The 14,082-nt window shown below is 50.8% G+C and carries 14 protein-coding genes and 1 pseudogene; 6 read left to right on the top strand and 9 right to left on the bottom strand.

Annotated elements, in window-relative coordinates; translation table 11 throughout:
• Positions 1 to 10 precede the first annotated feature (10 nt).
• The 4 genes and pseudogenes from GN112_RS35230 to GN112_RS11320 all read right to left on the bottom strand — a co-directional run.
• Positions 11 to 163 (bottom strand): annotated as a pseudogene (locus GN112_RS35230) (response regulator); the annotation flags it as partial.
• Positions 160 to 2,226: a HAMP domain-containing sensor histidine kinase gene (locus GN112_RS11330; RefSeq protein ID WP_155310318.1), complete on the bottom strand. Its 2,067-nt coding sequence runs from the start codon at positions 2,224 to 2,226 to the stop codon at positions 160 to 162. The pseudogene GN112_RS35230 and the gene GN112_RS11330, both read right to left, overlap by 4 nt.
• Before the next feature lie 9 nt (positions 2,227 to 2,235).
• Entirely contained in the window at positions 2,236 to 3,216 is a 981-nt protein-coding gene (locus GN112_RS11325; protein ID WP_162458884.1) for an ABC transporter substrate-binding protein, read from the bottom strand.
• Positions 3,217 to 3,436: 220 nt separating this feature from the next.
• A complete protein-coding gene (locus GN112_RS11320) occupies positions 3,437 to 3,799 on the bottom strand; it encodes a uroporphyrinogen decarboxylase family protein (RefSeq protein ID WP_155310316.1) in 363 nt (120 codons plus the stop codon).
• Between the two features lie 351 nt (positions 3,800 to 4,150).
• Here GN112_RS11320 and GN112_RS11315 point away from each other — a divergent pair, with 351 nt between their 5' ends.
• The 3 genes from GN112_RS11315 to GN112_RS11305 all read left to right on the top strand — a co-directional run bounded on the left by GN112_RS11315 (position 4,151) and on the right by GN112_RS11305 (position 6,240).
• Positions 4,151 to 4,858: a LuxR C-terminal-related transcriptional regulator gene (locus GN112_RS11315; RefSeq protein ID WP_155310315.1), complete on the top strand. Its 708-nt coding sequence runs from the start codon at positions 4,151 to 4,153 to the stop codon at positions 4,856 to 4,858.
• A gap of 328 nt (positions 4,859 to 5,186) precedes the next feature.
• Positions 5,187 to 5,588 carry a PilZ domain-containing protein gene (locus GN112_RS11310; protein WP_155310314.1) on the top strand — a complete coding sequence of 134 codons (402 nt, stop codon included), beginning with the start codon at positions 5,187 to 5,189 and terminating at the stop codon, positions 5,586 to 5,588.
• A 67-nt stretch (positions 5,589 to 5,655) separates the two neighbouring features.
• On the top strand, positions 5,656 to 6,240 hold the full coding sequence (locus tag GN112_RS11305) for a VPLPA-CTERM sorting domain-containing protein (RefSeq protein WP_162458883.1): 585 nt from the start codon (positions 5,656 to 5,658) through the stop codon (positions 6,238 to 6,240).
• 209 nt (positions 6,241 to 6,449) lie between these two features.
• On the opposite strand, the gene GN112_RS11300 is transcribed toward GN112_RS11305, so the two are convergent.
• Together GN112_RS11300 and GN112_RS11295 are read right to left on the bottom strand one after the other, a co-directional pair.
• Positions 6,450 to 6,749 (bottom strand): response regulator transcription factor, encoded by a 300-nt coding sequence (locus tag GN112_RS11300; RefSeq protein WP_155310312.1) that lies wholly within the window; start codon positions 6,747 to 6,749, stop codon positions 6,450 to 6,452.
• 15 nt (positions 6,750 to 6,764) lie between these two features.
• On the bottom strand, positions 6,765 to 7,067 hold the full coding sequence (locus tag GN112_RS11295) for a hypothetical protein (RefSeq protein ID WP_155310311.1): 303 nt from the start codon (positions 7,065 to 7,067) through the stop codon (positions 6,765 to 6,767).
• A 307-nt stretch (positions 7,068 to 7,374) separates the two neighbouring features.
• On the opposite strand from GN112_RS11295, the gene GN112_RS11290 reads away from it, so the two are divergent.
• Both GN112_RS11290 and GN112_RS11285 read left to right on the top strand, forming a co-directional pair.
• Positions 7,375 to 8,328 (top strand): sensor histidine kinase, encoded by a 954-nt coding sequence (locus GN112_RS11290; protein WP_155310310.1) that lies wholly within the window; start codon positions 7,375 to 7,377, stop codon positions 8,326 to 8,328.
• The gene (locus GN112_RS11285) at positions 8,306 to 8,593 is read left to right on the top strand and encodes a response regulator transcription factor (protein ID WP_162458882.1); all 288 of its coding nucleotides are present in this window, start codon (positions 8,306 to 8,308) and stop codon (positions 8,591 to 8,593) included. The genes GN112_RS11290 and GN112_RS11285 overlap by 23 nt, the downstream gene beginning before the upstream one ends.
• Before the next feature lie 110 nt (positions 8,594 to 8,703).
• On the opposite strand, the gene GN112_RS11280 is transcribed toward GN112_RS11285, so the two are convergent.
• The 3 genes from GN112_RS11280 to GN112_RS11270 all read right to left on the bottom strand — a co-directional run bounded on the left by GN112_RS11280 (position 8,704) and on the right by GN112_RS11270 (position 10,857).
• Complete coding sequence (locus GN112_RS11280) at positions 8,704 to 8,940, bottom strand: hypothetical protein (protein WP_155310308.1); 237 nt, start codon at positions 8,938 to 8,940, stop codon at positions 8,704 to 8,706.
• A gap of 65 nt (positions 8,941 to 9,005) precedes the next feature.
• Positions 9,006 to 9,341 (bottom strand): hypothetical protein, encoded by a 336-nt coding sequence (locus GN112_RS11275; RefSeq protein WP_155310307.1) that lies wholly within the window; start codon positions 9,339 to 9,341, stop codon positions 9,006 to 9,008.
• 241 nt (positions 9,342 to 9,582) lie between these two features.
• On the bottom strand, positions 9,583 to 10,857 hold the full coding sequence (locus GN112_RS11270; RefSeq protein ID WP_155310306.1) for a glycerophosphodiester phosphodiesterase family protein: 1,275 nt from the start codon (positions 10,855 to 10,857) through the stop codon (positions 9,583 to 9,585).
• Positions 10,858 to 11,928: 1,071 nt separating this feature from the next.
• Between GN112_RS11270 and GN112_RS11265 the strand changes: the two genes are divergently transcribed.
• Positions 11,929 to 14,061: a TonB-dependent receptor, FCYXU motif-type gene (locus GN112_RS11265; RefSeq protein WP_155310305.1), complete on the top strand. Its 2,133-nt coding sequence runs from the start codon at positions 11,929 to 11,931 to the stop codon at positions 14,059 to 14,061.
• Positions 14,062 to 14,082: the final 21 nt, after the last annotated feature.

The following is a 14,082-nucleotide window of genomic DNA, read 5'->3' as shown; positions in this document are numbered from 1 at the left end:
GGTCCATGAAGGCAATGTCGAAATCTTGTTCGCGGAACCTGCGGATCGCCCCTTCCCCGCTGTGCACCGTATCGACCTGGTATCCCCTGTCGTCCAGCACCATGGCGAGGCTTTCGGCGAAGTCCCGGTCATCGTCTACGATCAATACGGTAACATTATTCATTTTACTATAGTATCATCAATTGGGTTGGTCGCCGGCCTTTGCTTCGCTACCGGCAGCCACAAGACCACTTCCGTTCCTTTGCCCGACTCGCTCTCGATCTCGACGCCTCCGTCGTGCTCCGCCATGATATCCTCGACGATGGAGAGCCCCAGGCCGACACCGATGCTTTTTGTACTGAAAAGCGGTTCGAAGATCTTCTCCCGTATGTCATCGGAAATGCCTGGTCCGGTGTCGGCCACCCCAATCTCGATCCGCTCTCCGGCAATTGTCGTCCGTACCGTCAGCCCCATCTCCGTCCCCCCCTTCTCCTCAAGGGCCTGGAGCGCATTGGCGATCACATTGACGACGGCGCGACGAAGATATTCGGTATCCACGGGAACGGAGACGCCGGTATCCAACGCAAGCTTGTATTCGATCTCCTCCGGTATGGTTTGCTCTGCCAACAGATGTTCCAACCAGGAATCGATCTTGACGGGCCGCTTTTTCAAATTCTTCTGACGCGTGAAATCCAGCAGCTCCGTAATGATCCTGTCGCAACGCAGGATATTGCGTTCCGCCAGCAGCAGCGCCCGATCGACCCGCTTTTTCTCGTTTCGCTCGATGTTTTCACTCAGGGAGAAAATAGACGTTCGAACCGTCCCCAAAGGATTCCGGATCTCATGGGCAACGGTGGCCGTCAGCTGACCCAGGGCCGCCAACCGTTCCTTGCGCACGAGTTCTTTCTGGGCATCCCTAAGTTCCTTGGTTCTTGATGCCACCATCTCCTCCAACCGCTCCGAGTATTCCTTAAGCGCTTTGCGGCTCCTTCTCTTTTCCGTTACATCCCGGAAGATCAAAACCACGCCCAGAACATTGCCCTTGTCGTCCCTGATCGGCGCACCGCTGTCATCGATGGGGATTTTTACCCCGTTCTTGGAAATCAGGATCGTGTGATTGGCCAGCCCGACAACGATTCCCCGGCGGAGTACCTTTTCAACCGGACTCTCGACCCGTATCCCCGTCTCTTCGTTGACAATATTGAATATCTCCTGCGAATCCCTTCCGTAAGCCTCTGATCGCGTCCAGCCCGTCAACTGTTCGGCAACCGGGTTCATGAGCGTCACTTCTCCTGCGACCCCCGTGGCAATCACGGCATCGCCGATGCTGCTGAGGGTGACCGAAAGCCTTTCCTCACTCTCCCTCAACGAGGCCTCCGTCCGCTTTCGCAAAACGAGCTCGCGCCTCAATTGTTCGGCCGTTTGCACCAGCTCTGCGGTGCGTTCTGCCACGCGCCGTTCCAATTCATTATTGGCCTGCTGGATTTCTTCTTTCTGAATGCGCAAGCGCTCTTCGCGTTCGGCCACCGCGCCGGCCATGAAATTGAAAGAAAAGGCCAGGTCTCCGATCTCGTCCTGCCGCTTGTGCGCCACCCTTGCCTCCCAGTTGCCGTCGGTCAACTGCTTCGTGGCCACCGAAAGGGCGCCGACGGGCCGGATGATCAGCTGGTTGACAACAACGCCCAAGCACAGGCCCAGCAGGGCAACGAAGGCAATCGTGGCCAGGGAAATGACGAGGGCCCGTTGACGCATGCGGGCGTTGAAGGGGGCGAGGTCCATGACGATGACGATCGACCCGATCACATCGCTTCGGTACCGGGCCAGATAGGCCTCGCCATGCAACGGCTGAATCACGACCAGCTTGTCGGCCTCGACCGACACATGCCTTCTTTCCTCTTCAATCACCCGGGCGAGCAGCGGATGGGCCATCGATTCTCCGACGCGTCCTTGCCGGTTGTGGACAAGGTAACGCCCCTTGCGGTCGGTGATACCGACCTCCTCGACCAGCTCGATGGTGGCAGTCTGCTCGACGACCCGTCGCAATGAATAGTCGTCCTCGTGTATGGTCAGCACTTCAAAGGCATATCCGATTTCGTCGGCCAGCGCGTTGGCTTTGGCCGTCACGTTTTCGTACTGGATACGAAAATCGGCTTTCAGGTTCGCGTAGATCCCCGCCGCCAGAAAAACAATCGCGACGGAGCTGATGTACAGGATGATCTTGTTGCGCAACGAGGTCGTCTTCAGCATGAAAAGTCCCTACCTGAGGTTGTTGACGAATCCACCGTCCATCAAACCGGCGATATCGGGAACCGTTTTGATCATGCTTTTTTCAAAAAGAAAATCGGTGAGGTTGCGGCCCACGTCGAATAATTCGCCGTCCTGCATCGTCCCGAATGCGGCCTTGTTGGTCTCTATATCGATATAGCGGATGCCCTCGACATGAGCGGTAAATTCTTCGACGCTCTCGCCTTCGGCCTGCGCCATGATCGCATATGCCTCGCCAGGATGCGCCTTCATGAACTTAACGGCGTCGAAGTAGGCGGCCACAACTTTCTGTACATCGTCCGGTCGACGAGAAATCATGTCGTCGCTCATCACCATGGTAGTGACGATGGTTTTCGGGTAGTCCCGGCTCGTAATGATCACCCGGCCGCCGCCATCCTTTGCCGCGCTGGTCAGATATGGCTCCCAGGTGACACCGGCATCGATTTTTCCTTTGATGAAGGCGCCTTTTATCTCCCATGCGGGAATACTGGCAATGACGATGTCCTCCTCCTTCAGTCCCGCCGTATCCAGCGCCTTCACCAAGGAGAAGTGGCTTACCGTACCGATTTCCACTCCGACTTTTTTCCCCTTGAGATCACTGACCGTGTCGATCCCCTTGCGGGCCACGATTCCATCCCCACCGAAAGAGTAATCCGTGAACAACACGACCTTCATCTTTCGTCCCGCCGCATACAATCGGATAGCATCGTCGAAAGTCTGCATGTCGGCGTCTACCTTGGCTTCGCGAAAGGCCTCGATGGAATCCTTGTATGCCGAAAAGCGGACCATTTCCACATCCACGCCTCTTTTTTCATAGAACCCTTTCCGTGCGGCCAGTTCGGCCGGTTCCACGCCGGCCCAGGTCGAAATGCCGATCCGGATCGGCTCTTCAGGCTGGCTGCACGCCATCAAGCAACAAAAAAAAAGCAGGCCCAGAATCATACCCGGCACTGCAGTTTCTTTACATTTCATTTCGATCTCCCTGCGGTTGGTCCCCTTCAGCGTCATCCATTGGTTTGCCGGACTGGCGACGCACCACGGATAATTATAAAAGAAACGGTTCAAAGATTAAAAAAAAGGAAATCAACGATCGGAACTTATTTTATAAACTGAATATATGCCAAAATTACGATAGGTTGTCAAGAAACAATGGCGCAGCATGGTGTGCCTGCCGGGAAAGGGGGGGGCGGGTTTATGGGGCTGCCGTTAAGCGAAAATCGGTGTTTAAGGAAACAACCCAATTGTCCAATGTCACCGTGGGTAGCTTTATCCGGTTCAACGAGGCGTTGGGCTTGAGGCGCTCAATGATCTGCTCGGCATAACGGATTTCATAGTCGGTCAAACACTCGATCAGTTCATGCATACATTCCGGTTCTTCATACAGGCCCATCATAGCACCTTCCATGCCCATGAGATAATGGGTCATCTCAAAAGTTCCGGAGGAGAAGAAGACGGCCACATACTGGTCATCACGGTCCACGGCCTTGGCCATGATGTCCGCGAAAACCTTGAGGCGCTGCTCTTCGCTCTTGGGGGTGCCCGTGTCGTCGCACAACAGCGCCGCGCATTCCCATTTGGTGTCGGCGTGAGCCGGTACAAAAAGATGATGATCAGCAACCCCGTGCCGATGAATAACGCCGGAACCAGGGCAATCCCGGTTTTGATTCCATGAATGAGTTCAGGGGGGGGCGGACGATCTGCATGAGCATTTCGCCAATGGGCATCTTGTCGTTGGCTTCAGCGGCGGCATGCGCCTTGGATGGTATAGCATTCAAGATATGGCTAATACAATTCTAGCAATCATGTATTAGTTGTATCGAACGTTTTGCATTTTTTCGGGTTGCCATTCCTGAGCAGGGAATCGACCCTTTTTACAGCAATCCGCGAACCCTAACGAAAGCGTGCCATGTCGCCCAGGATTGTACCCAGTCGATTTGAAGAGGAACCGCCGCTCTTCGAACCGAGAGCAGAATGTTTTCAGATCGGATTGGTGAGCCATAACTTATTTCAGAACAAACTGCTTCAGGCCATGTTGGCGGCCGAACTGGGCGGGGCGCATCAGGTTGCTGAGGTTGCCATTCGGGACAGGGCGGTTATTGTCGAGCGGCCGTCGTGGGACTTGGTTTTATGGGACGGGTATGGCCTGAACCTCGAAGAGATGAACGTCAAACTGCGCCTGGGCGATGCTCCCGATCCCATCGAGCAGGCCATGGCTCTGTTCAATGTTGATCCCGATGTCGGTACCGCTTTCGAACGACGCGTGATCGAGCGGTGCATTCGAGGTATTTTCTACCTCGACGAACCGCTGGACCGATTCATAAAAGGCGTAAAGGCGATTTTGCAGGGCGAGCTCTGGTTTTCCCGCAAAATAACCTCCAAAATTCTCATGGACATCCATTATCGACGCGCCGGCATTGCGGCGGCCGAAGCCATGCTCACCGCCCGCGAAAAGGAAATACTGATTGCCATCGCCTCCGGTGCCAGCAACAGCAGCATCGCCGAAGAGTGCTTTATCAGCCCCAACACCGTTAAAACCCACCTGTACAACATCTACAAAAAAATCGGAGTAAAGAACCGTCTGGAAGCCACCTTGTGGGTGGCCCGCTACCTGTAACTGACAGCCGGTTTGGTTCCCACCAGAGAATACACGACCATCTCTTAGCTTTCCTAACCCTTTCCTAATACTTTCGCTTCGGAAAACTCATAATTTCCTTATACGAATGCCCCGATCCAATTCATGCGACATTCATACTGCAAGCGGATACCCCCTCCGGGAAAAGTGTGATTGATTGGTGCTATCGTCGGAACCGTTTCCGACACCATCTGGAGGCCCTTTGCTGACTTGCCCGGAGCAAGCATCAGAAAGCCCGCTGAGGCTGCATGCGCAGTTTTTCGCGGGTTTTTTTATTGACGATCGGTCAAATGCTGACAGGAAGCATACCATGGAAGAACGCCGGCAAATGCGACGATTCACACTGCGACTCCCTTGCCTGATTTATGACGGGAACGACACCTGTGTCGACCTGTTGTTCGAAGCCCGGACTGCCAATGTCTGCACCGGCGGCGCACTGCTGGAGACCGATCAGCGGTTGCCGGTGGGTATGCCGGTTCATGTTAACCTGCTGATTCGCCGCAATCGGCCGGCTGAAGCGATCGACGCGGGTGGCTGCGTCAGTTTGAACGGCCGGGTGGTTCGTGAGGACGACGCCGGACTGGGCGTGGCCTTCAGCGAAAAATACCGGATCATGCGCACATCCGACCTGTTTGGACGATGCAAAGCGGTTGCCCACTGGTTAAGGCAAATGGAAAACGGGGGAAAGGCATTTCTCTCGCTTGTTCAATGACGGATATGAAGGATTCACCGCAAACAATCAATTGGATGGTCACAAAAAAAGAAAAAGGAGAATGGTCATGAAAGCAATTACCGCAACATTATTAACCCTCTTTTTATTGATGCCGGTCGGATCTGTCCAGGCGTACATGGTCAGTTCACCGCAAAAGGATGGCATTTTCCAGTCCTCCATGGATCGATTCGGCAAAGGCATTAATTCAGGCGACTGGAAGGGCGGAAAAGAATCCTCGCATACTCCAGCGTGGTTTTCGGACGATGCCGGGGCGTTTGCCGAAATGGGCTACGGCCCTTGGGCGCGAGGTGGGTCTTGGAATGGGGCGACCTTGGGCGCGGGAAACGCAGGCTTCCATGACGGCTGGTGGAACAGCCCGTCCAGCTTCTTTGCCGTTGCCTTTTGGCAGTCTGGTATCGCTGACGCGCTAGACGATTTCGATTGGGATGGTCTGGAAAACATGGACGCCCTCTTGATAATCGTTTGGGGGGTATCGACGCTCGCTGACTTCGACTTGGAGTCTCTGCAGGCGGTTTTCTGGTGGCCGTTGGAGACCACGCCCGGTTCCCATGTTCCCCTGCCGGGAGCCGTGTGGCTACTTGGCTCGGGACTTTTTGGACTTGTGGGCCTTAGGAAAAAAAGAAGGCTGTGATTGAAATCACCGGTGGGTGGAAGCGATTCAAGGCTCTGCGTCGTCGGACCGCTTCTTTTCCCGCTCCCAAGCTTGTTGTACTGGCGACATCCGAGGACGACGGTTGTTTATGATAACGCCCGCGAAGAAAGAAACAGAAATCCGGACCATCGATGATGATGGTCCGGATTGGGTGTCCTGAAGCGGCCGCAGAAGAAGACAGTCTGACCCTATGTGCGATATAATTCTCTTTTGATTGCTTTGCCAATTAAAGATATGGTAAACGGCTTTTTAATGAATTGTCCAGCACCAATCCGTAATACTTTTTTTACATCTTCAGTTTCAGCAAATCCACTGGATACGATTGCTTTTTGATTAGGCTTGAGTTCTATAATTTTTTCGTAAGTCTGCCGTCCATTTATACCAGGGTCCATTATCATATCGGAACTGAGACAACCTATTAAAAAATAGTAAGCAGCTACAAAGGCTCCACATAATCCAACAAGTTCAAAGAAACTCTCAAAGTTCATTAGCTAATTTTATTTTTATTCGTTGAATGCAAAGCCTTGCACCAGATGGCCAAAAGAACGCCACTTACCCCACTGCACAAGTGCTGCAGGAAATTGAATCCAGGCTCCCAAAAAAGTTCTTCTAAAGAGAATCCCCAGCTCGCAAAAAGAATTGCAAAACTCGACAAAAGGATTCTTGAATAGGGAATTTTTTTTAGGATAGGCCATTGAAAAATTATAAATGCCATTACACAACAGCTTATAATAAAAGAAATTAATTCTCTCTCTTCCATAATCAATATATACTACCCTATCGGCCTTGATCATCGTTTCGGCCAATGGCTATGGTGTTGCTCCTCGCTCCCATGCTCTGCGTGGGAGCGCAATGTAGGTTCCCACGCAGAGCATGGGAACCAGGTGGCCTTTCCGGCCGAAACGATGATCAAGGCCTACCCTATCAATAAACTGAACGCAAATATTTACAAGCAGCAGTTGAACGAATCACAAAGAGTTGTTAATACAAAGTTATCAAAGGTTTTATCAACAGCTTATTGGTGCATCTGTTGCCGAGCTATAGAGTAAAAAGCATTTTTAACAAAAATCTAACACAAGTTGCGTTTAGATACTGCGATAATGAGTAAGACCAATGATTAACCAAAACAAAAACGCATCAATCGGGCTGCAACATCAATCGGAGCTTATAGGTAAAACCGACCTTCAGTTACCCTGGAAAAACGATGAAACCAGATATTCCCATGAAAATGACCGCCGGGTCATGGAAACGGGTGTTGCGGATTTCCATGTAATCGAACCGAAGGTGACACCAGATGGCGGGCACAGGTACATTGATGTCAGTCGTATCCCTTTGTATGACGATGCGGATCGTGTCGTGGACCTATTGGTAACTTATGAGGATGTCACCGAAAAAGTACTGGGTAAACAGGAAAAGGCTGAACTGGAGGCGCAACTGCGGAAGGCCGAGAAGATGGAAGCCATTGGCACCCTTGCCGGCGGGGTCGCTCATGATCTGAACAACATCCTTTCCGGTGTCGTCAGCTATCCCCAGATGCTGCTTCTCGACCTATCCGAAGAAGACCCATTCTATAAGCCGCTGCAGAATATTAGAAAGACAGGAGAACGCGCTGCCGCCGTCGTCCATGACCTGTTGAGCTTGGCTAGAAGGGCGGTGGAAAACATGGAGTCGGTTGAATTAAAGCAGGTCATCGATGACTACTTTCACAGTCCGGAATTTGCCAAATTGCAGTCCAACCATTCGCACGTACGGGTATCGCATCGTATCGCCTCGCCAGAGGTGAAGATTATAGGCGCCAAGCATCAGCTGTCCAAAGTCATAATGAATCTGATCAGCAACGCCATGGAAGCAACGGCTACACCTAATAAGGTCACCCTGCATTTACGCTTTGACAGCCTTTCGACAACTCACTCGGGTTATGAAGAAATTCCACCAAGCGACTACGCTGTAATCGACGTTGCTGACAGCGGGACAGGGATCAACGCAACGGACCTGGGGCACATTTTCGAACCATTTTACACCAAGAAAAAAATTGGGATACACTGTGACCGTGGCAAGAAGTGGTGAAGAAGCGTTACAGTTGGCTGGCAAAGATTCGTTTGATGTCGTCCTGCTGGACATGATCATGGACCCTGGAATCGATGGCTTGGAGACGTATCAGCAAATACTGGGCATCAACCCTCAACAAAAGGCAATCATTGTCAGCGGATATTCGGAAACCCGGCGGGTCCAGGAGGCATTGCGTTTGGGCGCTGAGGAGTACATTAAAAAGCCTTACTCGATGAAGAACATCGGTGTGGCCATTAGTAAGGTTTTACGCCAGAGTCACTAAAGCAGCAATCTTTTCACCCGCCCAGCGTAACAGGCATGATCAATCGCTTTCATCAACCTATCCCAAACCATACAGACCACCATTGCTGATCTGGATGAAGGGTGACATGCTTATTCCGATTTAACGAAAGCTTGGTTCAATGCGATGCCGTATTCGATTTCTGAAAATCCAGGGCAACAAGTGCGGAGATCCTTGAGCAAATAGTTCCAAGTCATTTGCCATCCAACTTTTTGCAACTCAACCAATGTTCCGTTTTGATACCCTTCAGCTATGAGGACAGCATGATTCTCAAGATCTTGTTTGGCTTTTTCCCTGTCAGTGGCGTGTATTTTTGATGGTATGCTCATTTTTCGGAACCCTCACCATTTGTTTCTCTTATCAGGCAGATAACCAGCTTGCAGCAACAGAAGGGTCATGCTGTTTTTTGGATATCCTCCAATTTTGTTACCGGTTTTGGTAATAGCAGAACCGTTGGTGCTGGTTCGGTCTGCCCCCAATATTTCATGTAAAGGTTGTAGATTATTTTTGTTTTTCGACGAGGCTTGACGGCGTAACGGTGATAGTTGATCAGGTCTTTCAGCTGACGCGAATAATTTTGATATTGTTCGACTTTAGCTTTCTTTCGCTTTTTTAGAACAATTCGGTCGGATTTGGTGGCTTCTTGGTTGGCCAGGTAAATAATTTCTTGTGGTTCTTTTTCTTTTACGGCTTTTACGAACTCTTCAATGCTGCAGTTCTTGGATATCATCGGAGCCCCCTTTTCATCTGAATCGTTTAACCATATCAACGTGGTGGGATTGTCAGAAGATTTCCTGGGCATCCTACTATAAAAATACTAAGTTAGAATTGTTAGCGTAGTGTTAGAATTATGTTAGGATAATCATTTTCTATTAGTATGCTGTTACTTCATCGAACTTGGAATAAAAAAGGCAGGGCCTGTGCCGGCCCTGCCTTTTTTGCCCAAAACCAGTTGTGCTTGCAGCGATTGTTTATTTCAACCCCATGCAGTTGGAGTAAAAGGTAACGGTCGCTGGCCAATCGGAAAAAATGCCCAAAATGCCGACATCCTTGGCCAGCACATCGAGCACCTCATACATATCGCCGTCATTGTCGATATTTTCGGTGACGGACTGGTAATACCAGCCACCCCCGTCTTTCAACAGACCGGAACGTTCGAGCGTCCAGGTGATGATATCAAGGCCGGCGGCTTTGGCTGCTTCGGCATAGGTCGAAGGCACGATATTTCCAGAACCGTCAATCTTGAGCAGCATATAGATGGGAGGGGCGATGATGTTCACGCCCTGTGCTACCAATTCCTCCATACTCGGGTTCCAAGTCGCCGGGTCGGTATAATCGAAATCAGAAAGGTCATAACGACCATCCAGATAAACGGCCTGATTGCCGAATCGGGGTTCATGATTGATCCAATAAAGCACATCCTCAAGGTCGAACGACTGGGCGTAGACATTTTTAGGATTGACACCAGCCGCTTTGTACTCGTCGATCATCTGCTGGGCATAGGCCTCCTGGGTGTAGTCGCCATCATAAGGCATTTCCACACTTGGGCTTTTAAGCTCTGGCGTCATCTTCACACCGAGTTTTTTGAACAATTCGATGCTCTCGGCATGGGTCATGACGGTGCCGCAGGTGGCGTAGAGATCCGTACGATAATTTGCGGTACCGCCCAGATATTCCTCAACGGTGGTCGCATCGGGATTGGATGCGTCCATTTTGCCGCAAAGGGATTTAAACTCCTCCAGGGTGATATCGCTGGTACAGCATTTGATGTCTGCAGCGTTGGTGAGGTTGCCATCAGCGTCAAACTCTGGAGGAACACTACACTTTTGGGCTAAATCGGTATCCACAATGTTGGTGGTGGTGTGCAGGTCGCACTGGGAATGCCGGCAGACAAGCTCACGATCACTGGTGAATGTCACATCGCACTCCAGGATACCTGCCCCCATGCGGGCCGCCGCCTCATACGATTCCTTGGTGTGTTCGGGAAATTGAAGCGCGGCACCACGGTGACCGATGGAAAAATCGGTCCTTTGAAAGGGGCCGTCGGTGCACTGTTGAAGCGCCTCTTTTAAAACACTGTCGTCCATGTCCTCAACCAGATAAGAGGGTCTGGGACCAAGTTGAGCTTTATTTTTCTTCTTCCCCCATTCGTTACTGTGCTGTCCAGCGGTGGCCATGGAAACACTTAAAACCATACTGACAAGCAATGCGCCAACGATTTTACCTCTCCTCCATGCCTTTTTCATTAATCTCCTCCTTTTTTTCATTTTTTTCAGGTTGACGAAAACTGATTAATTTCCTTCCTGTATTGATTGAGCTCAATACAATGAGAAAAGCGTTTATCCAAAATATGCCTTGTTTGGAGTGCGATTGTTCTTCCCACAAGATAAGAAGTCGGTCAAGTTAGGTTTTTGTTAAGCTTGGGCTTTTATAGCTCCGCTGACTTCCATTTTACCAATGTTTCCGTAAATTTAAATTTCATGGCCAGGGATTCAGGAGCCGTGATCAGGCTGGTTCCTATTAAAACGAGAACCAGGGATAGTAAGGATCGCATTACTCTTTTTATTTTTCTCACTTATTTTTCCATTTAAATGCACAACGGTTAAACGTTTGCTGAACAATTTGATTTAATGGAACGAGTATTTTCAGAAGACTCGGTCCCGAAAGAACTTCAAAGGGTCCTTTTTTTTGAATACTATAGACCCTACATACTTCCGGTCCTTTATGGTTTGTTCGTCGGGTTGGCATAGATAGCTTGTGTATAGTCAGTACTGTTGTTTGGATAAGATTCTTGACATTTAAAAACACAGCGTATAAGAGTAAATGCTCTTAAACTTGTAGCTGAAGCTGCGAATTTTTAACGGTACAACGATTGAGACAGGCGCGATCACAATTGGGCCCACGGCAGGGCCGGAAATAACTAAGGATCGGGGATGAAATTAATTGGACGTAATTGCGCCGGGCTTGTGTTCGTCTTCAAGGCGCATCAACGGTTGCATACTGGGAGTATGTGGCCGTTGATGCAACGCGGAAGACGGGCGCAAGAACAAGCAATTTTGTTCAATTAATAAAATTCCCGATCCTAAGCATCAAAATCCAAGCCAGGAAGGCCTTCGCTCGCATTGCAATGCAGCACCTTCGTGGCTTTTTTTCGGTTCATCCAATAATTTAAAATATCAATAATATCGAAGCCGGGAAGACTTCAATGGGAGGCGGTAGATTCTCCTGATGAAATTTTTCCGGCTTTTTTATGCGCCGCAACCGCCCGTCAAGAGGAAGACCAAATCAAAATGAGAAGGGAAAGGGAGGAGACTCTGATGAAGAAATTGATGATCGTTTTGGTATTTTTTATACTTGCGACGTTTTGGCTGCAACTGTTTGGCGCCGTGCAGGTCTTTTCACAGGAAACGCAGACCGAGTCTTCCCAGGAAACGCGGGCCGAATCGCTCGGAGAGATTACGGTCAAGGCTCAGCGGGTGGACATCAACCCCAACAAGACAGAGGTATTCGTCGAGGATTACACCATCGCAAGTGAGCCCACCAATGTATTCGACCTATTGAAAGACAGGGCGATGATCGATTTTAGGGGGCAAAGCGATCTGGTGCCGGAACCGGACACGTTTCAGATGCGGGGGTTCGAATCCCGCCAGTTTTTGATGGCCGTCGACGGGCTGGTTATCCAGAAAACAGGCGGATGGTGGGGGGACCACTATCTGGACTATACCACGGTCCCGCTTTCCACCGTGGATAGCATCGAATTTATTTACGGCCCCCATTCCGCGCTATACGACGGCAAGGCATTCGGCGGCGTTATCAATCTAAAGACGAAGAAACCGGAAATTTACGAGAAACCGACAGTCAACGGCAACGTTTCGGTCAACTTCAGGAGTTACAATACCCAGAGCCAGACGGTCAACGTTCAAGGCGGCGTGGACAGGTTCAGTATGAATGTCGGCTATGAAAGATACCGAACGGACGGCTATTTGAGAAATAACGCCGCCGAAATCGAATCCGTGAATGGAGGTTTGAGCTACAGGCTTCCGTCGGAGGGGTTCATAAAGGTGTCCGCGACATACAGCGACCTGATGCGCGAGATCCCCTCGGCCAACGACCCGGACAGGGACGATTATGACAGTTCCTATCCCGACGTACTGGCAGACGACGTTTCCACTCGCTGGCAAGACCCTGACGACGACTGTAGAAGAGACTACGATGGCCATTCCATCCGCTTAGATTTCGACCAGCCCAGCCAATGGGGAACCTGGATCATTGGTGCGTACTACACGGACGAGGGCCAGCACTACCATCGCAATGGCTACGATTACAACAGCTATGACACCAACTATGTGTCATATGGCGGATTGGCCAAAAACGAATTCGAGATTTTCGACACCCACAAAATCGTGATCGGCATGGATACGGCGCACCTGTACCAGAAGTACACGGAGCAGATCGTTGAAACCTGGGCGGGATATGTCCAGGACCGGTGGGCCATCTTGCCAAGCCTGACCTGGACTGTCGGGCTGCGCTACGAAGACATCGACATATGGTGGGATAACTGGAATGATCCGTCCTCCTCAGACCCGGACGGCTCGTACAAGGACCCATCGCATCCGTCGAAGCAGGTTAAACGCAACTATACCGAGCTGGTGCCCAAGTCTTTTCTGACCTATCAATTGGACAGCTGGGCACGGTGGCTCAGGGATACGTCCTTGTCCTTGGGGGTCAGCAAAATATGGACGCCCCGGGACTACTGCGAGGTGTGCAGCTGGGGCTCGGGCGTGGAAGTCGACCCGACCCATGGCGTCGGCTACGATTTAGTGATCAACAGAAGGATTTGGAAGAACATCTTTTTCAATATTGACTTTTCCCACTACGATTTCAGGGATTACGGGATATGGGCCGACGCGTCCACGGATTACTTCAAGGAGTCCATCTGGGGCCGCCGGATGATCGAGTTGGAAAAAGTTTACAAGGAAGGCATCGACTTGGAAATCAACGGCAACCTGTACGAGGATTTGTATTTTTACGTAAGCTACTCCTACAACAAATGGAGCTACGAAGGCCCCCACAACGGTGGTCCCGAGGAGTGGGCGGACGAGAGCTTGAGCGATCGGGCCAAACATCGTTTCAACGCAGGACTCCGATTCAACCTGTTCGAAAGAACCATGCTGCTTTTGGACTACAAATACCAGGATGATCAGGTTCAGCAGGTCATTGATATCGTGGACGACGATCCCAGCAACCTGGAAGTTCGTGATGTCGCGCTCGATAGCTATCACGTGTTCGATTTCGCCATTGAGCAAAGGCTGTTCGACAACTGGCATGGCGTCAAGGTTGCCAAGCTGAAACTGTATGTCAACAACCTGTTCGACGAGGAATACTCCAACGACAGGGGGTATCCCATGACCGACAGGACGTTTGGGGCGGCGATGAGCGTCAGGTTTTAGGCGTATGACGATGCAACCCCA

It is taken from the genome of Desulfosarcina ovata subsp. ovata (assembly GCF_009689005.1).
Lineage (GTDB): Bacteria > Desulfobacterota > Desulfobacteria > Desulfobacterales > Desulfosarcinaceae > Desulfosarcina > Desulfosarcina ovata.
The sequence above is the reverse complement of the archived record's forward strand: the minus strand, read 5'-3'. Positions and strand labels throughout refer to the sequence as shown.